18 protein-coding genes are annotated in these 22,787 nt (G+C 45.9%); 11 read left to right on the top strand and 7 right to left on the bottom strand.

Annotation, left to right across the window (positions count from 1 at the left end):
* Window positions 1–275: 275 nt before the first annotated feature.
* Window positions 276–1,490: a DUF4367 domain-containing protein gene (locus tag FS818_RS17515; RefSeq protein WP_145333406.1), complete on the bottom strand. Its 1,215-nt coding sequence runs from the start codon at window positions 1,488–1,490 to the stop codon at window positions 276–278.
* A 152-nt stretch (window positions 1,491–1,642) separates the two neighbouring features.
* Window positions 1,643–3,487, bottom strand: a complete 1,845-nt coding sequence (locus tag FS818_RS17510; protein ID WP_145333405.1) for an ABC transporter substrate-binding protein — start codon at window positions 3,485–3,487, stop codon at window positions 1,643–1,645.
* Between the two features lie 145 nt (window positions 3,488–3,632).
* Here FS818_RS17510 and FS818_RS17505 point away from each other — a divergent pair, with 145 nt between their 5' ends.
* From FS818_RS17505 to FS818_RS17490, 4 genes are all read left to right on the top strand, one after another.
* Window positions 3,633–4,937 (top strand): MFS transporter, encoded by a 1,305-nt coding sequence (locus tag FS818_RS17505; protein ID WP_145333404.1) that lies wholly within the window; start codon window positions 3,633–3,635, stop codon window positions 4,935–4,937.
* Window positions 4,938–5,108: 171 nt separating this feature from the next.
* Complete coding sequence (locus FS818_RS17500) at window positions 5,109–5,336, top strand: helix-turn-helix transcriptional regulator (protein ID WP_145333403.1); 228 nt, start codon at window positions 5,109–5,111, stop codon at window positions 5,334–5,336.
* A complete protein-coding gene (locus tag FS818_RS17495) occupies window positions 5,320–6,099 on the top strand; it encodes a DUF3169 family protein (protein WP_145333402.1) in 780 nt (259 codons plus the stop codon). Before FS818_RS17500 ends, FS818_RS17495 begins: the two co-directional genes overlap by 17 nt.
* A 31-nt stretch (window positions 6,100–6,130) precedes the next feature.
* Window positions 6,131–6,505, top strand: coding sequence for a hypothetical protein (locus FS818_RS17490; RefSeq protein WP_145333401.1), 375 nt, complete (start codon window positions 6,131–6,133; stop codon window positions 6,503–6,505).
* 72 nt (window positions 6,506–6,577) lie between these two features.
* Here FS818_RS17490 and FS818_RS17485 read toward each other — a convergent pair whose 3' ends face one another.
* Together FS818_RS17485 and FS818_RS17480 are read right to left on the bottom strand one after the other, a co-directional pair.
* Window positions 6,578–7,633 (bottom strand): hypothetical protein, encoded by a 1,056-nt coding sequence (locus tag FS818_RS17485; protein WP_145333400.1) that lies wholly within the window; start codon window positions 7,631–7,633, stop codon window positions 6,578–6,580.
* Entirely contained in the window at window positions 7,633–9,468 is a 1,836-nt protein-coding gene (locus FS818_RS17480; protein WP_145333399.1) for an HSP90 family protein, read from the bottom strand. Before FS818_RS17480 ends, FS818_RS17485 begins: the two co-directional genes overlap by 1 nt.
* Window positions 9,469–9,829: 361 nt before the next feature.
* Here FS818_RS17480 and FS818_RS17475 point away from each other — a divergent pair, with 361 nt between their 5' ends.
* From FS818_RS17475 to FS818_RS17465, 3 genes are all read left to right on the top strand, one after another.
* On the top strand, window positions 9,830–10,732 hold the full coding sequence (locus FS818_RS17475) for an ABC transporter ATP-binding protein (protein ID WP_145333398.1): 903 nt from the start codon (window positions 9,830–9,832) through the stop codon (window positions 10,730–10,732).
* Entirely contained in the window at window positions 10,725–11,558 is an 834-nt protein-coding gene (locus tag FS818_RS17470; RefSeq protein WP_186375528.1) for an ABC transporter permease subunit, read from the top strand. Before FS818_RS17475 ends, FS818_RS17470 begins: the two co-directional genes overlap by 8 nt.
* Before the next feature lie 77 nt (window positions 11,559–11,635).
* Complete coding sequence (locus FS818_RS17465) at window positions 11,636–12,433, top strand: MurR/RpiR family transcriptional regulator (RefSeq protein WP_145333396.1); 798 nt, start codon at window positions 11,636–11,638, stop codon at window positions 12,431–12,433.
* Between the two features lie 13 nt (window positions 12,434–12,446).
* Here FS818_RS17465 and FS818_RS17460 read toward each other — a convergent pair whose 3' ends face one another.
* Window positions 12,447–13,436, bottom strand: a complete 990-nt coding sequence (locus FS818_RS17460) for a Gfo/Idh/MocA family protein (RefSeq protein ID WP_186375532.1) — start codon at window positions 13,434–13,436, stop codon at window positions 12,447–12,449.
* A gap of 312 nt (window positions 13,437–13,748) precedes the next feature.
* On the opposite strand from FS818_RS17460, the gene FS818_RS17455 reads away from it, so the two are divergent.
* Both FS818_RS17455 and FS818_RS17450 read left to right on the top strand, forming a co-directional pair.
* Window positions 13,749–15,035, top strand: coding sequence for a DUF5050 domain-containing protein (locus tag FS818_RS17455; RefSeq protein ID WP_145333394.1), 1,287 nt, complete (start codon window positions 13,749–13,751; stop codon window positions 15,033–15,035).
* A gap of 237 nt (window positions 15,036–15,272) precedes the next feature.
* On the top strand, window positions 15,273–16,670 hold the full coding sequence (locus FS818_RS17450) for a helix-turn-helix domain-containing protein (protein WP_186331451.1): 1,398 nt from the start codon (window positions 15,273–15,275) through the stop codon (window positions 16,668–16,670).
* Window positions 16,671–16,716: 46 nt separating this feature from the next.
* Here FS818_RS17450 and FS818_RS17445 read toward each other — a convergent pair whose 3' ends face one another.
* On the bottom strand, window positions 16,717–17,304 hold the full coding sequence (locus FS818_RS17445; RefSeq protein ID WP_090918165.1) for a GbsR/MarR family transcriptional regulator: 588 nt from the start codon (window positions 17,302–17,304) through the stop codon (window positions 16,717–16,719).
* A 493-nt stretch (window positions 17,305–17,797) separates the two neighbouring features.
* Here FS818_RS17445 and FS818_RS17440 point away from each other — a divergent pair, with 493 nt between their 5' ends.
* Both FS818_RS17440 and FS818_RS17435 read left to right on the top strand, forming a co-directional pair.
* A complete protein-coding gene (locus tag FS818_RS17440) occupies window positions 17,798–19,027 on the top strand; it encodes a quaternary amine ABC transporter ATP-binding protein (protein ID WP_090918167.1) in 1,230 nt (409 codons plus the stop codon).
* Window positions 18,993–21,593: a glycine betaine ABC transporter substrate-binding protein gene (locus tag FS818_RS17435; RefSeq protein ID WP_145333392.1), complete on the top strand. Its 2,601-nt coding sequence runs from the start codon at window positions 18,993–18,995 to the stop codon at window positions 21,591–21,593. The genes FS818_RS17440 and FS818_RS17435 overlap by 35 nt, the downstream gene beginning before the upstream one ends.
* A 220-nt stretch (window positions 21,594–21,813) precedes the next feature.
* Here FS818_RS17435 and FS818_RS17430 read toward each other — a convergent pair whose 3' ends face one another.
* Complete coding sequence (locus FS818_RS17430; protein WP_145333391.1) at window positions 21,814–22,785, bottom strand: ABC transporter substrate-binding protein; 972 nt, start codon at window positions 22,783–22,785, stop codon at window positions 21,814–21,816.
* Between the last annotated feature and the right edge of the window lie 2 nt (window positions 22,786–22,787).

Here is a 22,787-nt window from a genome sequence, read left to right as displayed (position 1 = left end):
ATATGCTGTAGGAGCCTGCAGAGAACCACAATCAAGTGCAAAAGACGGCCAATAAGCACAGTTATTCCAGTCCGCTTGGGTCTCAATATACAGCTGAATATAACTTGCTTACATCAGCTTATTACCCGGTTCTCTCCGCATAGAAGCGTATTTCGTATTTTTAGAGTGAACTCGGCATGTTCTTGTGCACTGTGAAAATAAATAAAGCACCGGAGAAATGAAATCTCCGATGCTCTATAGCATTCCTTGGGATAGAACGGCTATGCGTTCTCGTTTTATTTACCTGACTCTTCCTGCATGGAGGTCGCTATACGTACCATTTCATTCTCAGGCAGATCCGCGCTTGTAATTCGGTATTCCACGCCATCAGAAGTCCAGGTCAGCGTCTGTAAAGCATCTCCGCTAATCATACCTGCTGTAAATCCAAGATCAACCAGACGGGAAGGGGCAAGGGATACGGCACGATCCTGAGGTCTTGCTTCAAATATCGTGTAATTATAGGTTCCCTCATACCGGAGCAGAACGGAATAATCCCCGTCTTCTTCCAGAATCTGATCATCCTTCAGCTTGACACCTTCCGGCGCATATGTCGGTTGAATGACACCAAAGCTGTCTGCTTCCTGCGGTTCAGCCACAGTAGGTTCTTCGGTACCCTGCCCACTTGATGCCCCCTCTGAACCTTCTGTTCCTTGTTGATTCGTACCCTCACTTACACCTGTCTGCCCATCAACAGCTCCTTCGGTTCCCTTGGAGCCTGGCGTAGCCTGAGGATTAGCAGGTTGCTGTGCTCCTGCATCATCCGTTTTCTCGGCTGGAGCCACTCCAGCATCAGTGCCTGTCTTATTCCCCTCTTCCGTTGCAGCCGTCATGTTCCGCTGCATGTCAAAGGCATCTTTTCCAAATTCGGCTCCGAATTTGAAGCTGTCAAACTTCACGTCCACCACCACATTGGCATTGGAGTCGGATACCTCCACTTGTTTCGGTGCGTAATCACTCTTGTTCAGCCAGATTTTCTGTCTTACAAGAGCATGTGTATTGTAGTTGGCAGCCACATCAAACACATAAGTTTCCTTTTCATCTGCAAACTGACGGGTCGTATCCCCTGTAATGCTTCGGATCAACGTTTCATACAAGTAAACCTGCCCCTGGTTATCTGGCCAGTCACTTTGGAAGCGGAAGCTTTTATTCTGACTCGGCGTGAGTACGAATACTCCTTCATCGTTACGAAGAACGATTTGCGTAACATCCTTCTTGGCATTGGTTAACGCAATGCGGTAATACGAAGGCTTCTGATGCCATACCTCGACCTTGTACTGCTGCGGCGTCTCTCCGGTATGCAGCGTCATGACGCCTGCTCCCTGGTAACTTTCCATCTCTCCAACGACTTCGTTCAGATCTTTGACCACAGCTGCCGCATCCTTCTTCCCGCAGGCGGCAAGTAAGGCCGATAAGACCAATACCATGGCAAGCATCCATGATATTCGGCGCATGACATCATCCCCTTTAGCACATGTTTTCACTTCAGGATTTTGCGTACAGCAGAACCCCTACTTGATTAGTACATGTTATGAGGGACTTGTTCGATATATGCGGACTAGTTTGACAAGCATGGCATGAAACGTTGTTGAAACGGATTTCTTGTCTACCACAGAGGGATATACACCGGATAACTTGTCTCCTTATTCGGCGCATCTGTTTTTCTTTTAATCCAAAGTTGCCGCAAATCCGGCAAACCATAGCCTGAAATTTTGTAATTCCGTAGCGAGACATCATGGGCGTGCACTTCTTTGAAAGAATATACCGGCAGTATAAGCGCCTCTTCAATAAGCCGCCCCTCCAGTTGAATTAATCTTTCCATACGCAGCACAGGTTCCTGAATCATAACGATATTTTCACATGCTCGGGCAAGCTCGGCTCTCCAATAATCATTCATTGCAAGCAGAAATAACGTATTTCCGAATGTATACATCGTTATCAGACTCCGCATCATATGCTCATCAAATACTTCTCCCGTATAGATCATCTCATAAGGCTGCAGTTCGTCATGATAGACCATATGAACAGGATCGCCAGTCACAACAGTTATGTTTAAACCCACTGATTCACAACGCTTGGCAAACCAAGCCATATCTGCCTCCATCTGCTCCCCTTCTTCAACCCAGACTCGCAACGGTTGTCCCTGGTAAGCACTGCGCTCAAGCAACGTCGCTGCCTGTACAAGTCCTGACTTGTCCGATCCCGTCTGACCTGTCACAGCCTCTTTAGAAGGAATTACATTTTGTTGCTCCCGTGCTCGAACATGAATCAAACGATCGACCTTCTCCATGTAAGGATTGTCCATTGATTCAACCAACTGATCCGAATCGAGTAACAGCCGGACAGCTTGACGGAAATAAAGATCATGATGCGGGCCTTCCTTTTGCATATTAAACGTCATAAATACACCGCCCTGAATCTCATGCTCCACAGAACGAAGTTCACCGTCTGAAATTAAACGCTTCTTAACTAAAGATTCAGTCAAGTCTGCTTGAGGAAGCTGCCAGAATTCAACCCGATCAATATATGCTCGGCCTCGGAAATAAGTCGGGAATACCTCCATTACCAACAAGGTCGCGTCATGATGCGTAATTCGATAAGGTCCTGTTCCAATCGGACGAAGGGGTTCCATCTGTACATCCATAGGTACAATCGAAGCACACAAACTGCTCAGCAGATCAGGCAACATGAAGTTAGGCTTATGTAGCACAAAGCGTACGGTCAGGTTGTCTATCAATTCAACATGTTGAATTGAACCAAACATGGTTTTGCAAGGATTATCGGGATCAGTAACGATACGATCAAACGTAAATTTAACATCTGCTGCTTCCATCACACGACCATGATGAAACTGAACGCCTTTGTTCAGATAAAACGTCCACTCTCTACCCTCCTGATCACTCTCCCACGCTATAGCCAGACTTGGCTCACATTGCTGCCGCTCTGCATTGTAACGAACCAGACGGTCAAAAACCTCAGTGATAATAAAACCTTCCCCCCACATCGCCGTCTGCGTTGGGTCAAAGGTCTGGAAAGGAGTATTCTGCGGAATTCGTAATGTATCCGTTCTACCTGCAACCCCTTCAATGGAACGTAGACCAAATTGATGTTGCAGATTATGCAGCAGCCTCTCTCTTAACTGAGGTGTCAGGGATGAGGACATTTCATAGGCTTCTTCCATCCTGTTTGCATGCAAAAGCTGATCAAAACGTTCTGCAGCAACTTCTGCCACTGGCTTGCAAAAGACCAGAATTGACTTTTTTCCTCTTCCGCGCTGCGGGCTCCATCTTGCCCAACCATGCTCCTGAAACTTGTTCATAATCAGATTCATGTTACGCATCGTACAGCACAGATACTCCGCAAGTTCACCTATAGTGATGTAAATCTCTTGATCATCATGTACATGCTTAAGCTTCAATCGCAATTGTATATAATGCTCCGATATATCCATGCGATGTATCTCCCTCCGAATGGTCCATTTTCTTTGTTCCCTAAAATACGAAATACGAATGAATATGTATACAGTTTTTATTCATGTTTTATTTTATTATACTCAATAACATCAACATGACCACAGGAAGGAAGACATACTTGCTATGAAATTTGCTGATCTGCACTCGAATATTAAAATTCGAATTGTTACTGATTTTTTTACTGATCTGACACAAAAGACTGTTCTTCCGTTTATGGGGATTTATCTGAGTATGCAGATTGGTGCTGGATGGGCAGGGCTCCTACTGACCGTTAATATTGCTGCTTCCATGCTGGCGGGACTTGGCGCTGGATACTTGTCTGATCGAATGGGACGTAAAAAACTGATGGTCATCGCCCAAAGTCTGCAGGTATTTTCTCTATTCTGGATCGCAGCTGCCAATTCACCCTGGATGAATTCTGTCACACTTACATGTCTTATGTTTCTACTCAGCAGCATCAGTTCAGGGATAACCGCTCCGATTGCAAATGCCATGATTGTTGATGTAAGCAGTGAGCAGGAACGGCATTACATCTATGGTTTGCAGTACTGGACAACCAATGTAGCCATAACTTTCGGTGCATTGCTGGGAGGCCTTTTATTTGAATCATTTCGTTTTCTGCTGTTTAGTCTGGTATGTGCGGAAAGTATCGTAACCTTGCTAATTCTACTATTTTTAATTCATGAAACAATGGTAAATAAACATTACGTTTCAATTAATTCAGCAAATGACTCATCTGTATCTCCACCGTCTGAACCCTCTGGACAATTGAAGTCAGCTTTACAAAACAACATGTTAAACACCTACAAAAAAATACTTCGCGATAAACGTTTTATGGTCTTTTTTACAGCAACCGTTCTTGCAGTTGCCCTTGAATTTCAGTTGGATAAATATATTGCCGTAAGGTTAAAAAATGAATTTGCTTCAGAATTTCTCGGCTTTCATATATCGGGCCTTCACATGTTCAGCATAGTCATGATCATCAACACAGTAATGGTTGCCTTAATTGCCATTCCATTCGGCAAGTACATCAGACGCATCAGTTCCAAAACGATCATAACAGCCGGAATGCTCCTCTATACCTCTGGTTTTGTCGTGCTGGCTTTCAGTAACTGGGCATGGTTGCTTATAACTTCTGCTGTACTGTTCACCATTGGGGAGCTTATGTATTCACCTGTGCGTCAGGTTCTTCTAGCCGGCATCATTCCCGATTCAAACCGCGCGGCATACCTGGCAGCTGATGGACTCAGCTATAATGTTGCCGCTCTGCTGGGAAGTCTTGGCCTGGCAATAGGAGCTCTCTTCCCTTCATATGTGATGGCCGGTTTATACCTGACAGCAGGTTTGGGGGCCCTTTTCTTTTTTCGAATGTCACTTCGAGCAGAGGCCAAACGCAATCCAAACACTTCCTTTGCAGATGCCTCCTAAGCAATATCTATCCATAGACGCAAATAAACATTTGAGAGCCTTTCGAGGCTCTTTTTTACGTTTATTCGAATTCGTTCATCATCCTAAAAAGTAAATAATCATATTCATTTTGTATATTATACTTTACATTTAGTCGATTATCATATACATTGTATTCATGGAGGTGAGTACGTGGAAGAATTACACAATCACGTTCGGGAGTTACGAGCGAGAGATCGATTGTCTCAGGCAGAACTGGCGAAGCTCATTGGCGCATCAAGGCAAACCATTGCTCTGATTGAACGTGGAGATTATTCTCCCTCGGTCGTTCTGGCATTAAAAATAGCCCATGTGTTCGGCGAATCTGTTGAAAAAATATTTGAGTTGAAAGGTGGAGAACCACATGAATCAAACCGCTAATACCTCATCCAAAAAAAGACGAATGCGCCTTCCGCTCTATGCGGCTGGCGGTGCTATTGTCGGATTTATTTCCTCTTACGGGTTCACCAAGCTTCCCTCTGACCTGAACTGGACCCTATCCGTTTATTACGATTACGACCTGCTGTTTGCTCTTATCGCTCTGGTGGTGATTGTTATGACGATTGGGAACACCATTAGCTTGGCCCGTACCCCCTCTGCCCGTCCCGAAGAAGATGAAGCGGATGATATAAGTGACCATCCCTCCCTGATGTCTCCGGCTGAACGTTCGCTGGGAAGTGCCATGATGCTCAGTACGTTCGGTGTGATTACTTCATTTGCATGGGTTGCCCTTGCCTTGTCGTTATATGCATCGAGCAGAGACTTGCCCAAGTCTACAAATCTGTTTACCCTTGGGAATTTGGTTGCCGCCTGCATCGCTGTAATCATCGTCGTTGTGCTACAGAGCGTGACGATCAAACGTTACAACCACTACTTCCCTGATCGCGCCCTGGACTTGAACTCCCGCAACACGCAGAAAAATCACTTCGAAAAGCTGGATGAAGGCGAGAAATGGATCGTGTATCGCGCAGCCTACCGTTCGTTTCAGATGATGAACCTCCTGCTTGGCGTCGGCATGGCCGCTTTGGTCATATATTCGGTCTTGTTTACCTTTGCCGCTTTCCCGATCATACTGCTGTCTGTCATCTGGATGATCAACCTCGGCGTTTATTTTCGTGAAACTTATCGTTCGCAAAAACAGTAAGTACATTTAATCAATCGTAATACCCGGTCCAATGGACCACGGTGACCAACGCATGTATGGCACTTGTTCTTTCTCTCAGCCTCTGGGCTCCCAAGTACAGGCACACAGACAGATGCAAATGATGGTGAAGCTGGGTATCTACGGCCCTGAGGTCAAAATGCTCGAGGACACTGCTGCAGATTACCTCTCACGCAAACCTCTCATTCGTCAGGAACACGCTGCGATCATGTATGCGTTAATCACACAGCCTACCGATCGCATCGTCGCTGAATTGATAGCTACACAGCAACCAGAGCAGGCAGGATCTGAGGAAATTACTAAAGAAGACGCGAAGCCAGAAAGCAAAGCTGAGATTGCACCTAATCAAGCGACAGAAAGCGCTCCTCCAGCAACATCCGTTCAATAATTATGCTATAAAAGCAAACAACAAAAAGGCTTGTTCGGAAAGGATCTCTCCCTCACGAACAAGCCTTTTAAGTTATGCAATTAACGAGGATACATGTGTGTTTCCGTTACGCTGATCAAACTTGACTGCGGTAGCCTTGGCATACTCCTCAAAATAATCTGCAAGTTTGAGTAGATCTCCCGGGTCTCCCTCATACGGGAAGGAAGCCGGCAGACGCAGACGATACCCTTCCGAGTCTTTTTCTTCAGTCCAGCGCCGCAATAACGTAGCGGCCTTGGCATAATACATCATTTTGGCATACACATCTTCATGATCGGCTGCGAGCACCAGTGTTTCTTCAAGGATATCGATCCCTTTGGCAGGATTCGTAAGTGTAAGATACTCCATCTGCTCGGAAAAACTCTGCACGAAATCATTTTCACCTTTGATTAAACGATATCCTTTAACCTGATGTTTATCTGCCTCATCCTTCCGTCCAAGACGATACAGCGGCATCAGAACTTCGGACAAGGTCAGATGTGGGATCTCCGCACAGCTCATACGTCCTTTGAGAATGGGCTTGGCCACTTCCAGCACCTTCTCGTCGTCTCCTTTTAACATAAAATAACGCAGAATCTCATCCTGCTCACAGGCCTCGCAGTCACTCATGAAGTCGCGGTCTAAGGCTCTGAACTTGTCGTAACTGCGCCCTGCTTCCTCCAGCTCTCCGAAATCCATAAAGATGCGGAAGCGGTAATACCAATAAGAACGCTCGCTGTACCCATAAGACTTGAACCGTGCCCCGAAGTCTTCTAACAGCTCCATAATCTTCTCGCGTGAAATTTCAGGGAAATCGGGCATTTTGCCGAGAATCCATTTATAAGACCACAATAACGTTTCTTCATCATACAGCTCTGGCTGCTGATCGAACTTGCCCAGCTGCCAAGAGAAAGCGATCAAAGCTTTCATCGGATACCCACAGAAGGTAGCTACATCCACAATCTCTGAGCGTGCTTCATATGCTTCTTCAACCATGCCATTGACATCGGCTACTCTCGCTGCTTCCTCTAATAGACCAAGCTTCGCCGCACCATTAGGTAGCTGATAGGCCTCTTCCATCAAATCTTCGAAATCCATCTCTGTCTTCATCAGGCATCTCCCTCATGATTATTATTTGCGCGTAAACCCCAATCAATAAACCGAACAATTCCCTGGTTCAACACTTCAAGCTCCTGTTTGTTCATGGCATAATGCCCCATCATCAGTGCGTTAACATACAACATTTCTATGGCAATCGGTGTCATCTGATTATCTGGCGAAGTCAACACCCGTTTAATGATCGGATTGTTCACATTCAGATACAACGTCGAGTATCCTGCCGAATTAATGCCTGCTGACAACGAACCAAGAACAGACGAGAATAAGTCTGTACTCTCTTCGCTGGCTTTTTCAAGCGCACGTAGCGTGGATGACTCCTGCGAAAGGGTAAACAGAACCGGCAAGTCAGCTGGCTTGAAGCCCTTCACCTCTGCCCGGCAACGGAAACGTTGTAACGCTGAATCTGCCAGACGTAGCGCATCATAGTACTGGTTACGCTCAGCAGGTGCGACATCCGTGAAAGTCATCGATACTTCATCCGGCTCAATTCGCTCGGTCCGTACATTATTCAGTATGACAGGCAGCATCCCCATCAGTTCTTTGTCGTAGATGTAACCTGCGTTAACGACCAGCATGGACTGTGCGGAAGCCACATGGTGAATCTGGCGGTATTCATCAATGGTGCTGGTATAGTACAGTGTCTCTCCTTCATCAATCAGTTCACCCAGTTCCCGGTGTCCACGCGTTGTTTCGAAAGGCAACCAGCGATGAATCATCGCGTAAAATTGCTGATCCTGAACAGCCAGCGCCTTCATCGAGAGAGCATGCAGACGAATCAGCTTCTGCAGGCGTTCAGTCTGCTGTTCAGCCATCTCGGTCAGTCCCAACCGCAGCGCGTCTCCGAGCTCGGAGCGCACTTCTTCCAGCTTTTCATTTTCATAAAAATGCTCCCTTGAAGCGGTCGGCTGTAGTTCGTCGGTCCAAATCAGGCATTTTACAAAGAACGCCCACTCCGGCAAAATGTTCTCGGCTTTCTCCGAAATCAGCATACGCTTCAGATAAACCCGGTGGGAACGCTTGGCATTCAGATTCACGGCGTGCGGCAACACATAGGCAATGCCTCCCGTGCGCCCCGAAGCCGTTGTCAGCGGGATGAAATCCTGGAACTTCTCCCCCAGCAGACGTTCTCCAAAAGCAAGTACTTCCGCGCGGCAGGAACGAGCAAGCTCTGGACGTGTTAGCCAGATTGGAGAATCCTGATTAACAACAGTCTGCTTCCCGTCATGAATCAACGTGACCGGATAAGGCAGGAGCGCGCCATAATAAAATAAAGCTTCTTTCACATACTCCGCTTCAAAGTAGTGTGCCGCTTCCGGCGTACAACGCAGATATACTCTCGTTCCGGGAGACAATTGCGTGTCCAGCTGCCTGATCGTATATGTACCATCCGGCTTGCCTCGCCACTCCATGGAAGGGCCGCCCTTCACCGATTGAGTCAGCATGACGATCTCATGACTGACCATGAAACAGCTCAGCAGACCAATACCGAAACGCCCGATAAACGATGTCTCGCCATCCAGCAATGCCTGTTGTCCCCGCTTCGAGGATTGTCCAATCATCGCTAGAAACTCATGGATGTCCGCCTCGGTCAAACCAACTCCGTTGTCCTCCACCATCATCGTCAATTGATCTCCGGTTCCTGTTAGCTCAATACGGGCTTCTCCCTGATATCCCGGTTCCACTTCCTTGCGTGCCGTAATTGCATCTGTTGCATTCTGCATAAGCTCACGCAGAAAAACTTTTGGACTGCTGTATAAATGATTCGATAAAATTTGGATCATTCCGCTCAGGTTCACCTGAAAGCGATATTCATTGGGTGTACTCATGAACCACTTCACCTTTCCTTTGGGTCTAACACAGCACTTAGCCGGCTTTAACATCTCCACACTGAATAAATGGATGTGTTAGACGAACTCATTATGTATATATCGGCCTATACTCTATTACTCCATTATCTATAGCAATGAAACAGCAAACAAACGGCCTTCATACCTTCTTTTCAAGGATACATTGTACAGCCTGCCAAAAAAACAAACCTTAGACCCGATTTGGTGAAATTTCCCGGGGAATTATGCACTAGGATTTCAGGACTATTGAAGCAATAATATATTTCTTTAGTCTTAGTTGAACGATCTGACACCGCTGGACGTATAATCATCAAATTTGGAAAACGGACGGTGATTATACATGATTGAGGTTCTCAATATAAACAAATATTTCGGGGAGCATCAAGCGCTCCAAGATGTCAGCTTCACGATTCAACAGGGCAGTATAACCGGGCTTATTGGCCCAAACGGCTCGGGTAAAACAACCCTCATTCGAATTATGAACGGGGTTCTGGGCGCAAACAGTGGCCAGGTGACCATTCAAGGCATAGATACTTCGCGCGAGACGGAAAAGGTGCTGGCGATGTGCGGCACACTCACCGAACAAAGCGGTTTGTATGAAAATATGAGCGGGCGGGATAATCTGCTATTTTTTGCGGATGCGTTCGGGCTAAATGGTGCGACTGAACGCATTGACGAGTTGGTGCATCTCCTTGAGATTCAGGATTACCAGCATCGTAAAGTCGGTACCTACAGCACGGGTATGAAAAAACGTTTGGGTCTGGCACGGGTGTTGTTGCACCGTCCTTCCATTCTGTTTCTCGATGAGCCAACGAACGGTCTCGATCCTGACGGAATCCAGATGGTGCTTCGCATCATTCGTCAGTTAAATACGGAGCTGAACCTGACGATTCTCATCTCCTCACACGTGCTTACCCAGCTTTCCGCGGTGTGTGATCATTATATTTTTATGGAAAAAGGTCGTGTTGTTGAGAAAGGGACTGAACAGGAGATCATTCAGCGTTATCCATCCGCACCGCGGCTAGAGGTCGAAGCGGAAATGCCAAACGGTTGGAAGATAGGAACGTATTCGCCCGAGACGGTTACAGCGCATACAGCAACGTTTCAATTATCATCTCGTGAGCATATTCCGTTGTTGCTTCGGGAGCTGACCGAGCATGGTCAGGTTTATCAGGCACGTATGGAAGGCAATGATCTGGAAAGCATCTATTTTGCGATAAGGGAGGCGAATGCACATGAATAATCGTCAAGCGATACGTGCACTCATTCGTAAAGATATTCGTTCTGTCACATCCAGCGTGCAGCTATGGCTGCCCATGCTGATTGTACCGCTAATTATCGGAATCATTGTTCCCTCTGCTATGTTGTGGGTTGCATCCCGGGTGGATCTACATTCGATAAGTAACCTAAATGTTGTGTTGGACACATTAGACAAGCTCATTCAGAGTGGACAGTTGCCCTCCCTTGCTGCCATGACCACAGACAATCAACGCATTGTTTATTTTCTTGGCTTGTATATGTTCGCCCCCTTGTTTCTCATTATTCCAGTGATGGCTTCCAGCATCCTGACTGCCAACAGTTTCGCCGGCGAGAAGGAACGCAAGACACTGGAAGGTTTGCTATTTACACCAATGAGCATGAGTACGCTGTTTAGAGGTAAAGTTCTGGCTGCTTTCATTCCGTCAGTGTTGTTGTCCTGGGTGACCTTCATCATCTATGGGGTCATTGCCAACATCCTGATGTACCCGATCTTCGGCACACTGATGTTTCCGAACTGGAACTGGATCATTCTGATCCTTTGGGTGGTCCCTACGTGCAGTTTAGCCGTTATTCTCCTCAATGTGCTGATCTCGGCTAAAGTACGGGGATTCCAGGAAGCCTACCAGCTTGGCGGACTTGTTGTCTTGCCCCTGATTGCCCTGATCGCTGGTCAGGCCACCGGTATGTTAATGATTGGACCATGGATGTTGCTGGGCACCGGTGCAGTGATGCTGCTCACGAGTTTTATTTTACTCCGTCTCGTAACCATGTGGAACCGCCGTCAGCAACTTGCGGAGAGTCAGATCTGATTGAGAAATAAACAGACGCGAGTTATGATGTGGAGACATGTACTCGGGATGATTATAGAGAGGACTGGAACAACAGCATGGAATACAACCTACTCCAGAAATTAAAATATGCTTCACCATTAACAGCACAGGAGAAGCATATTGTGGACTATATCCTGAACGACCCCGAAGTTGTATTCCATTCTACAGCCCATGAACTGGCTCAGCAGACTTATACAAGCGCGTCCACCATTGTTCGCCTATGCAAAAAGCTGGGTACCAAAGGGTACCCAGACTTTCAGTTGAAGCTTGCGCTAGAATATCAGCAACAACCTTCTTCCCCATTACGGACGCCGGATCATAAAATCACAGAACAAGGCAATGTACTGGCTGCGATCGACTCGGTTCCCTACCTATATCACCAGGCGCTGGATGAGACACGCCGTATGTTAAACGCTCCTGTTTTAGTACGAATCGCGAATTGGGTCAAAGAATCCGCACGTATCGATATCTACGGTAGTGACATGAATTATTATTTGGCACAGCAGGCTTGCGCCAAATGGAACGAGCTTGGCATTGGGGCGGTTGCGCACAATGGTCCCAACATGCATTATTTGAACACGATGAATTCCAGCCAATTCATCCTGTCTTTTGTCATTTCCCATACGGGAGAAAACTCATCCATGATTGAAGTCGCCAAAGTATTGAACCATAAGCAACGGAACGTCATCGCGGTGACCGGAAACAATCTCTCAACGCTGTCCAGACATTGTGATGAAACACTGCTAACCTATGGTTATAACGAACAATTGAGGTTGTCCAAAATGTCTTCCATGATCTCGGTACTCTATCTGTTTGATATGCTGTATATGGCGAGCATCAGCGACAACTACTGAGATTTATCATTCATCATTTATCCGCGTCCGCGGCAAAAACAATTCCCGCATTTTTGCGAGCTTCCGCCAGTACGTTCATTACGGAACGGCTGTGTTGAAGCAGTTCATAGCACCGGTTGTAATCCTTAGCCAGATAAATGTCTCTGAACGCTTCCCACTCATAGTACAGCCAATTGGCTTTGCTCTGTGCATTATACTCCGCAGCAGGCTCATTCCCGATCTGAATCTTAATCTCCCGGCAACCGTTCGCGCCTCCTACAACCTGAAGGTACCCCTTTTCTCCCTGAATGAGCACAAAGTTCATGCCATTCGTATCCTTAGCACCTACACATTCTGCAATGAACTCGGGATACTTGAGGACCACAACTCCTGATGTATCAATGCCGTTCGCATGCTGATTCGCTGTATACGATACGGTATTCGGACTGCCAAACAAACTCATAACCAGATGCAGATTGTAAATGTTGATATCCATCAGCGCTCCACCAGAGAACTCGGAATTAAATACATTCGGTGTCTGTCCCGCGAGAAGATCATTGTATTTGCGCGAGTATTGACTGTAGTTACACTGAATCAGTTTGATCGGTCCAAGCTTCGGTAGTTGCTCCTGTATCACTTTAATGTTCGGCAAATGAATGTTGGAGATGGCCTCAAACAGTAACAGGTTCTTTTCTTTTGCAAGTGCAATCAGCGTTTCTGCTTCCTGAAGCGTGGACGTGAACGGTTTTTCACATACAACATGTTTACCATGTTGAAGTGCCTGATAGGCCTGCTTGTAGTGCATACTATTGGGCGAAGCAATGTAAACGAGATCTACATTTTGATCCGAAAATAAGGATTCCAGGTCGGTATAGATTGTACTTATCCCATATTTACCTGCAAGCTCTTGCGCAGTCTCTCTCTTGCGGGAGTACATCGCAGTTACGTTGACATCCTCCAGTTCATTGATCGCGGATAAAATGGCATCTACAATGGTACCTGTGCCAATCGTTGCTATATTCATCATCTCACTTAGCTCCTGTCGTTGATTATGTAGTCGCCTTTCTTCGCAGCTTGATCGCTCACTCCTCTTCTCTGGTTGGCTGTAATGTTATCACGACCAAGTAAGATGGAGAATGCTTTGTAATGAGAATGGCAGCATCATGCGCAATTTGATTTCAGGTTGAACTATGTATGAAATTCAATTTCATTCTCTAGCTTTTTCTCCTTCTATCCCCGTTCTCATCTCCATTCTAGATCTAACATAAATTCCATAGTTTACCGATATAACATAAGAAATTGACCACATATATATATCCAAGGGGAGGAAGAAAGAATGAAGACAGGGTATACATACGTACTACGCACCCTCTGTACATTGCTGTTATTTACACTCATTACAGCAGTTACATTAGCAGGCGGAACCGCTGCCCAAGCAGCTTCACTAAGCCAGTCAACCGTCTATTATGAATCGGATGGCGTACTTTACAAAGTATCCGGAGATGGTAGCAATCCTGCGGAAGTATTAATTGATTTTGAAGGCGTAGATTTGACTGCAGCGGGATCATATCTCTACTACACTCAGTCCTCTACTTCCACAACGTTACTTCGCGTTCCAAATGACGGTTCCAGTGATGCACCAGAGACATTCGCTTCCGATGTCATCAATTATTATGCGGATAACGGATTTATCTACTACATAGACTCCAAGGGAAGCATATATCGTGCCAATGGCGACCAAGGTATATCATCTGCAACCCAAATTGCGGACAACGCTAATACGGACTATCCACTTCTAATCGTGACCAAAGGGCGTGTGTACTATAATACCTTGATTGGCGGGAATACGTGGGTGGCTTCCAAAGCATCAAACGGTACCGGAAACGTACAGAATCTGGCCCAAGGTGCTGTAGAGAGTCGTTATTTTGTGAACTTTGCCAAAAATGAATTACAACTCATGGTCAACACCAATCCTGACGAGCAATATTACTCTACAAAAGCTATTGTGATGTACAAGGCCAACTACAACACAGGTAAAGGCACGGCCGTGAATGCAAAAGCCAAGCTTGATGTAAACGCCGTTTATTCCGGTGGCTGGAGCAACAATCTATATGTGTACAATAGCGGTATTAAGCTGGACAGCAACAAGGATTATAACTATACTCTGGGCAAAGCTTATGCATTAACAACATCCGGTAAAACATTTCAACTTCACTCCAAAAGCGTGCGAGAAGTCAGTGCAGTTGGAACAGACAAGGTGGTAATCATTGATGCGGATCAAAAAGCGTACGCCAAAACGGTTACTGCGAGCAAGGTGAGTAAAACGTCTAATCTCAACTTGAGCAACGTAACGTACGTTACGAATCAATGGATGAATGATAAACCGGAGGTTGTCTACATTTCTGGCAAAAATGGTCTATACGCGGTCAATCCGTCTCTAAAAGTAAGCAAAATAGCTGCTGACGAATGGGAAACGTTCCACTTGCGAGATGATGTTCCTGGAATCTTCTACATCCATGCGAAAGATGAATTCCGTTTATATCATGCAGCGGCCAATGGAACAGGACAACAAGCATTAAGTGATATTTTCCTGGACAACATTCTTTTGATTACACTGAATTAAGTCCGTTCCAGATTCGTTCATTTCAGGTCAGAACAAGGATGACTCTACAGCTTTGGTGCTGAGTGTCATCTTTTTTTTGTGATGCTCACATTTTGACGTATATGTTACATTCGACGTATACAATTTGCATTTTTCTTTCCACGTTTTCTATTTTGTCGAAATTATTTTTCCAAAACGCCTTCCATTTGAGAATGATAATTGTTATCATTAAGAAAATAAGACAAAAGGATGGTCCGTATGAATGAATCGTTTCCCGTATTAACCGAAACCTCTTCTTTACCGCTGCTCTCTTCCATGTGCCGAGTACGTCGCGGGAAAAATTTCCGTATACAAGGCATCACGGTAAGCCGGCCCATACTTTGTCTTATTTTAAAAGGCAACGGCCTTCTGGTTCTGGACGACATCGTTTACGAAGCACAGGCTGGTGAACTGTTTCTGATCCAACCCGGCTTGACCATCGATGCAGTGGCTCATTCAGGAATCACTGAATTCCTTATGTTAAGTATGGAACAAGTCAATATGCTGCGAGTACGAGGCGAGTGGAAAATGACCGCTTCTTCCTCTCTTCCGTTTGAATGGCAGACGGGCAAAATACGTATCCGGCATGAACAGCAGGCAGCAGAACGAATGAGCAAGTTGTATGATTCCTATCGAGGGGAACTTACAGATCATTTTGTCAGCGTACATAGTCAGTTACATGAACTTCTACAATTCCTGTCAGAGCATCGACTGGAAGAAAACCTTGAAAAGGTAGATCCCGCACTGGAGCGCAGCATTTCATATATGCGTCGTTTCATGAGTGAAGGCATTAGCATGGATCATCTGGCCAAAATCGCCGGACTGACCCCAAGCTCATATTCCCGCAGCTTCAAAAAAGCAAAAGGCATGTCACCTACCGATTATCTCAATCGGCTACGGATTGAAGAAGCCAAAAAACAACTGATAGAGGAAAACTGTGTTCTCAAAGAGGTTGCAGAATCCGTTGGATATGGCAATGAATATTATTTTAGTCGTAAATTCAAGCAGATGACTGGCATTTCGCCAAGTATATATATGAAGAAACATCGGTTACGTGTAGCCACAATATCCAGCGCTGGCTTTGATGAGCACCTGCGCTCCTTGGGACTACAGCCAGTCGAATCACTGAGTTGGGGCTATAATCAGAACAAGAAAACCGCTGAGCAAGAACGTAACCTGACGAACCCATTTGAACAACTTCGCAAGGCTAAACCCGATCTGATAATTGGTGACGGTTCCTGCCAACCTTATTATGATCAACTGAAAGGTATTGCTCCTGTGGTTATTGTTGAAGTGACCGATGATTGGAAAGAAACTCATATTCGGTTGGCAGAGCTTACCGGGCGTGAGAAGCAAGCAAAGCACAATTTCAAGGAACTTGCACTTCATCGGTTGGAAGGCGCTCCATCCTCTGCATTCACATCGAATCGCGACCGGAAGCATGTCGTTTGGACAGACCGAAAGAATTCTCCGCTTATTCATTCACAAGCCAAAGGCTCCACATTGCGGATTCCCTCACAACATATACAACGGAAAAAGAAAAACCTGTTGAAGCCCGTTGTCATGCATCCTTCTACGGCATTGGCACACGAAAACTTGAGTGTCATCGGGCGATAAAAAGCAAAGGGACCCTTCCAGACGGAATGGGTCCTTTGTTTCGGGCTTATAACTGTTCTTTCATTTCTTCTTTGATCTCTTCTTTTGGAACAAGCTTATAGATTTCTTCATCTTCCATCGTATCAATAAGCCTGTCGAGCCATCGGTAGTATGCTTCCGCTTGCAATACTTTACGCTTGTCCTCATGCAGTACTTGCAGAAGCTCAGCGTCAGTCTGCTCATCAAGCTGATCCATCAACCGATTCATCTCGTCAACGGATTTGCGAAGAATCTGAAGGTTGCTCTCCACCGCTTTTCTCCATTTAATGGCGAAATAATCCGTAAACGTCTGATGCCAGTCATACTCCACTTCATATAGATCTTTTCTGGAGCCTTTGCTCCACACCTTATTTACCATTTTTAGATCCAGCAGAGTTCGTACTCCGGTGCTCATGCTTGTTTTGCTCATTTCCATTTCCCGGCCCATATCATCCAGGGTCATCGGTTTTTCTGCGAAAAATAGCAATCCATATAAATGTCCCGTGGACAACGTTACGCCGTATAGATCCATATTTCGTCCAATGGCTTCGATAACGCGTTTACGGATCTTCAGCACCGCTGTCTGCTGATCCTCTTGCAAATGGTCCAAGCTCATGCTTGCAACCTCCATTCTGACATTCCAGTCTTGGCAAAAAATCAGCATGTTCAAGCTCTGCTTACATGGGAAAGCATGTAACTGGATATTCTATAAGCTAGAAAACATCTTACACCCAATGGATTATCTTGGGAACTTTACCATGCTTCAATTTGCCTACGATGATCATTTAACCAAAAAAATAAGCTTTAATTCAGCTCATTTTCTATTGTAGGAAAAGCAATAATAAATGTAAAGATGTCTGATTAGCCATAATAAGGAGATAAACAGAGCATTTCGAAGGAAAACTTTGTACAGTTTTTACTGTATAAACATTATGTACTGTTTATTCGGTTGATATACTGGTTAACTATTGTTAGAATACAAACCGTTACCCAGAAAGACGGGAAGCGAAGCAAAAATTACCGGATTTCGTGGCTGGGCGCACAAGTGTATGGGCTTGTGGTTGCTAAAGGCCGTTCGAAGTGCACAACACATCAGAAGGGGTGAAAACATGACCATACTTGAAGTAAAAAACGTAAGTAAACTGTTTGGCCCCCAAACCGAGCAAGGTCTTGAATTACTGGAGCAAGGTTGGGGCAAAGAAAAGTTGGCCAAAGAAAAACAAATAACGGTTGGTGTCAATCGGGTCAACATGGAAATTAAAGAAGGTGAAATCTTCGTTATTATGGGCCTGTCCGGTAGTGGTAAGTCCACACTGGTTCGAATGTTCAATCGCCTGATTGAACCAACATCCGGAGAAATTCTGGTTCATGGCAAAGATTTGCGAAAAATGAACAAAGAACAATTGCGAGAAGTACGCCGGAAAACGATCAGTATGGTGTTCCAGAAGTTCGCGTTGTTTCCGCACCGCACTGTTCTTGATAATGTGGAATACGGTTTGGAAATTCAAAAGGTAGATAAGGAAGTTCGCCGTGAGAAAGCCAAGACCTCACTCGAACTGGTTGGCCTTAAAGGCTGGGAAGACAAAATGCCGGATGAACTGAGCGGCGGGATGCAGCAACGTGTCGGCCTCGCTCGGGCACTTGCGAATGATCCGGAAGTACTGCTGATGGATGAAGCTTTCAGCGCACTTGATCCATTAATTCGTCGTGATATGCAGGATGAGTTGATTGAGCTTCAGGATAAGATGAAAAAGACGATTATTTTCATTACCCATGACTTGGACGAAGCGCTGCGCATTGGCGATCGGATTGCTCTTATGAAAGACGGCGCCGTTGTGCAGATCGGTACACCGGAGGAAATTATGATTCAACCGGCCAACTCATACGTGGCCCGCTTCGTCGAAGACGTGGACTTGTCCAAGGTCCTCACCGCATCGCACGTTATGCGTCGCCCTGAAACCATTACAACCGATCGTGGTCCCCGTGTTGCTCTCGAATTAATGCGTGAGCGCGGGATATCGAACCTGTTTGTCATTGACCGCTCCAAAAAACTGCTGGGTGTCATTACAGCAGAAGATGCTTCCCGTGCTATGCGTGAGAGCAAAACTTTGAATGATATTCTGATCACCGACGGGCCAACCGTTGGACCAGAAACCTTGATACATGAACTATTTGAAATCACAAGTTCAGCCCATGTGCCGCTTGCCGTTGTCGGCGAGAACGGCCGATTGCAAGGTGTTATCGTCCGCGGTGCCCTGCTGGGTGCACTTAGCGGTGAAGTCGCAACAAAGGAGGAACCTGTGAATGATTCCCAAAATACCACTAGCATCGTGGATTGAATCCATCGTTGACTGGATGAGCTCCTCGCTCTCCGGATTGTTTAAAGTGATCTCTGTCGTTATTCAGGAAGTCGTCGGATTTTTCTCGGGGCTGTTTATGCTGCCTCATCCGCTCCTGTTTATTGCTATACTAGGTGTACTGGCGTTTTTGGTAGGCAGATTGCCTCTTACCCTGTTTACTGTTATCGGATTCCTGCTTGTCGATAACCTGGGCTACTGGTCTCAATCCATGGACACGCTCGGTCTGGTTATCACGTCAGGATTGATCTCAATTCTGGTCGGTGTACCTGTTGGTATCTGGCTGGCATACAGCAAAACCGCTGCACGGATTATCACACCCCTGCTTGACTTCATGCAGACGATGCCAGCCTTCGTTTATCTGTTGCCAGCCGTTACGTTCTTCAGTCTCGGCGTTGTTCCCGGCGTTATAGCATCGGTGATCTTCGCTATTCCGCCGACCATTCGTCTAACTCACCTGGGGATTAAGCAGGTTTCGAGCGAGCTGGTTGAAGCAGCGGATGCTTTTGGATCAACTTCGGCTCAGAAATTGTTCAAGGTACAGCTTCCACTCGCCTTGCCTACGGTGATGTCCGGTATTAACCAGACCATCATGTTGTCCCTGTCCATGGTTGTTATTGCATCGATGATCGGTGCACAGGGTATCGGTGCAGAAGTGTACCGTGCTGTTACGCAGCTTCAGATTGGTAAAGGGTTTGAAGCCGGTCTTGCTGTCGTGGTACTTGCCATCGTGCTTGACCGCTTTACCCAAAATCTGTTTATGCCTGGCCGTAAAAAAACTTCCCGTGTCTCTACGAAACAAAAGGCATGGATTACTGCAGCGGCAACACTACTTGTACTTGTTGCTGGCTTCTCTCAATACTTCACAGGCAGCACAACTTCTGCTGGTGGCAACAATGGGGCAGCCAATGCTGTAGGTAAGGAAGTGAACTATCAGATTATTGGTATCGATCCAGGTGCAGGCATTATGAAATCAACCGCCAAAGCCATCAAGGATTATAAATTGTCGGACTGGAACCTGATTGAAGGTTCGGGTGCCGCGATGACCGCTACACTCGACAAAGCCATCAAAAACGAACAACCAATTATCATTACTGGCTGGACTCCTCACTGGATGTTCAACAAGTATGATCTGAAATATTTGGAAGACCCCAAAAAATCGTTTGGTGATGCTGAAGAAATCCATACCATCGCTCGTAAAGGTCTGAAAGAAGATCATCCGGTTGCTTATGAATTCCTGAAGCGCTTTAAATGGACGTCGGATGAGATGGGTGAGATGATGATTGCCATTCAGGACGGTACATCCCCTGAACAGGCTGCCAAAGATTATGCGCAGAAACATGCGGATCAGATTGACGAATGGACAAAAGGTCTGACACCGGTGAACGGTGATTCATTCAAACTGAGTTATGTTGCATGGGATTCCGAGATTGCAAGTACCAACTTGCTGAAATACGTCATGGAAAACAAACTGGGATATAAAGTCAACGCACTTCAGGTAGAAGCCGGACCAATGTGGACGGGTGTGGCCTCAGGTGACGTAGATGCTTCTCCAGCAGCCTGGTTGCCACTTACACATGCAGACTACTGGGCACGTTACAAAGATCAGGTTGAGGATCTTGGAGCCAATATGACAGGTGTACGCACAGGTCTGGTTGTTCCTAAATATATGACGGACGTTAACTCGATTGAAGATCTGGAAACGGGCGCATCCTCTTCCGCTTCCTCGTCTACACCTGCGGCAAATGCCAACGTTGGAGATGAAGTCAACCACCGGATTATCGGTATTGACCCAGGTGCCGGTATTATGAAATCCACTGCCAGTGCCATTGAAAAATATGGCCTGACCAACTGGAATTTGGTAGAAGGGTCCGGCGCAGCCATGACGGCTACGCTGGACAAAGCATACAAGAATAAAGAACCAATTATTATTACAGGCTGGACTCCGCATTGGATGTTCAACCAATATGATCTGAAATATTTAGAAGATCCCGATAAAGTCTATGGAGATGCCGAAGAAATTCATACCATCGCTCGTAAAGGTCTGAAGGAAGATCATCCGGTTGCTTATGAATTCCTGAAGCGCTTCAAATGGACTTCGGATGAGATGGGCGAGATGATGATTGCCATTCAGGACGGTACGTCACCTGAACAGGCTGCCAAAGACTATGCGGAGAAACACAAGGATCAGATTGATGAATGGACGAAAGGTCTGACACCCGTGAACGGTGATACGTTCCGTCTCGGTTATGTTGCCTGGGACTCCGAGATTGCAAGTACGAACCTACTGAAATATGTAATGGAAAACAATCTCGGTTATAAAGTCAATGCACTGCAAGTTGAAGCCGGACCAATGTGGACGGGTGTTGCGTCAGGCGACGTGGATGCTTCTCCGGCTGCATGGCTTCCCCTGACACATGCTGATTATTGGGCTAAGTACAAGGATCAATTGGATGACCTTGGTGCCAATATGACAGGTGTAAAAACGGGGCTTGTTGTTCCAGCCTATATGGATGTCAAATCCATCGCAGACTTAAAAGATAAATAAATCTTTTCTCTTGTTCAAACATTCTTTGCAGTAAGTTGATTTTGTTCTTATAGCATTGTTTCTTTTAACGGAAACGGCCTATCTCGAATGTACGAGATAGGCCGTTTTCGTTTAACTAACAAAGAGACGAAAAGGGCCTTTGTGCCCTCTCGTCTCTTCTCTTATAGCATTTTTATTATGAAAGGTTTACTCGGAATCCATTCAGGTATTAATTGCTTGATTATTTCCCTGTGCCAAGAAATCCTTCTTTGAAAATATTCAATACGTAGTCGAGCGTAATCGGGTCACTGTACGTCACTGATTTGGTATCGAGCTCGATAACCTGTTTGTTCTGAACGGCCGGAATTTTACTCCAGATTCCCGACTTCATAATCTCGTTATCCCGGGTCATATCTCTGCTGACCACGATGAAATCACCCATGTACTCCGGAAGCACTTCAAGTGACAAGGAGTGATACCCGTCTTTTAACGTGTCATTCTTTACTTTTTCAGGCATATTCAACTTCATCGCTTGGTACAGCGCTTCTGTTCCACGGGCCCAGTGATCCCCCATAGCAAAGACTTCTTTATCCGCAATTTCGATGGTGGACACCGTTACGTTATCGCCATACTTCGCTTTAATCTGATTACCGATCTCTCCGGCTCTTTTGGTGAAATCATCAATCCATGCTTGTGCTTCAGACTCCTTGTTCAGCACTTTGCCAATCTCCAGCTGCTGTTGCAGATAGTCGAGTTTACCCCATGTGTATACGATCGTTGGAGCAATTTTAGAAAGCTGCTCAAGATTTTTCATATGTGAACCTGCAATGATCAAGTCAGGATTCAAAGCGGAGACACTCTCCGGATCTTCTTCACTTACGATAGCAACGTCTTTTAATTTATCCTTGAACAGCGGATTTTCTGCTGTCCATTTATCTACGCCCACTGGCGTTACATCCATAGAAAGGATGTTGGGACCGTTCGTCAAAGCAACGATCCGTTGAGGTTTAGCCGGAATTTCCACGGGCCCTGTTTCGGATTGATACGTTATTGTATCCGAAGTATTCGCTGCTTCACTGCTTGTCCCTTCCGTTGAAGTTGTCTCTTGTTTTCCGTTGTCTGATGTACCGCTTAAAGCCCCGTTACCACATGCGCTGGCAATGATAGTAAACAACATCAGCACGATGAACGGTAGAATCCATTTCTTTTTCATCT

The organism is Paenibacillus xylanexedens (genome assembly GCF_007680605.1).
GTDB classification, from domain to species: Bacteria; Bacillota; Bacilli; order Paenibacillales; family Paenibacillaceae; genus Paenibacillus; species Paenibacillus xylanexedens_B.
This window is presented reverse-complemented; position numbering and strand designations above follow the sequence as displayed.

Bases quoted from the DNA above. Each gene is read 5' to 3' on its own strand.
- FS818_RS17455 (WP_145333394.1), top strand. From the start codon at position 13,749: ATGAAGACAGGGTATACATACGTACTACGCACCCTCTGTACATTGCTG.
- FS818_RS17435 (WP_145333392.1), top strand. From the start codon at position 18,993: ATGATTCCCAAAATACCACTAGCATCGTGGATTGAATCCATCGTTGAC.
- FS818_RS17460 (WP_186375532.1), bottom strand. From the start codon at position 13,436: ATGAATATAGCAACGATTGGCACAGGTACCATTGTAGATGCCATTTTA.
- FS818_RS17440 (WP_090918167.1), top strand. From the start codon at position 17,798: ATGACCATACTTGAAGTAAAAAACGTAAGTAAACTGTTTGGCCCCCAA.
- FS818_RS17490 (WP_145333401.1), top strand. From the start codon at position 6,131: ATGGACCACGGTGACCAACGCATGTATGGCACTTGTTCTTTCTCTCAG.
- FS818_RS17480 (WP_145333399.1), bottom strand. From the start codon at position 9,468: ATGAGTACACCCAATGAATATCGCTTTCAGGTGAACCTGAGCGGAATG.
- FS818_RS17450 (WP_186331451.1), top strand. From the start codon at position 15,273: ATGAATGAATCGTTTCCCGTATTAACCGAAACCTCTTCTTTACCGCTG.
- FS818_RS17475 (WP_145333398.1), top strand. From the start codon at position 9,830: ATGATTGAGGTTCTCAATATAAACAAATATTTCGGGGAGCATCAAGCG.
- FS818_RS17485 (WP_145333400.1), bottom strand. From the start codon at position 7,633: ATGAAGACAGAGATGGATTTCGAAGATTTGATGGAAGAGGCCTATCAG.
- FS818_RS17505 (WP_145333404.1), top strand. From the start codon at position 3,633: ATGAAATTTGCTGATCTGCACTCGAATATTAAAATTCGAATTGTTACT.
- FS818_RS17515 (WP_145333406.1), bottom strand. From the start codon at position 1,490: ATGCGCCGAATATCATGGATGCTTGCCATGGTATTGGTCTTATCGGCC.
- FS818_RS17445 (WP_090918165.1), bottom strand. From the start codon at position 17,304: ATGAGCTTGGACCATTTGCAAGAGGATCAGCAGACAGCGGTGCTGAAG.
- FS818_RS17430 (WP_145333391.1), bottom strand. From the start codon at position 22,785: ATGAAAAAGAAATGGATTCTACCGTTCATCGTGCTGATGTTGTTTACT.
- FS818_RS17510 (WP_145333405.1), bottom strand. From the start codon at position 3,487: ATGGATATATCGGAGCATTATATACAATTGCGATTGAAGCTTAAGCAT.
- FS818_RS17465 (WP_145333396.1), top strand. From the start codon at position 11,636: ATGGAATACAACCTACTCCAGAAATTAAAATATGCTTCACCATTAACA.
- FS818_RS17495 (WP_145333402.1), top strand. From the start codon at position 5,320: ATGAATCAAACCGCTAATACCTCATCCAAAAAAAGACGAATGCGCCTT.
- FS818_RS17470 (WP_186375528.1), top strand. From the start codon at position 10,725: ATGAATAATCGTCAAGCGATACGTGCACTCATTCGTAAAGATATTCGT.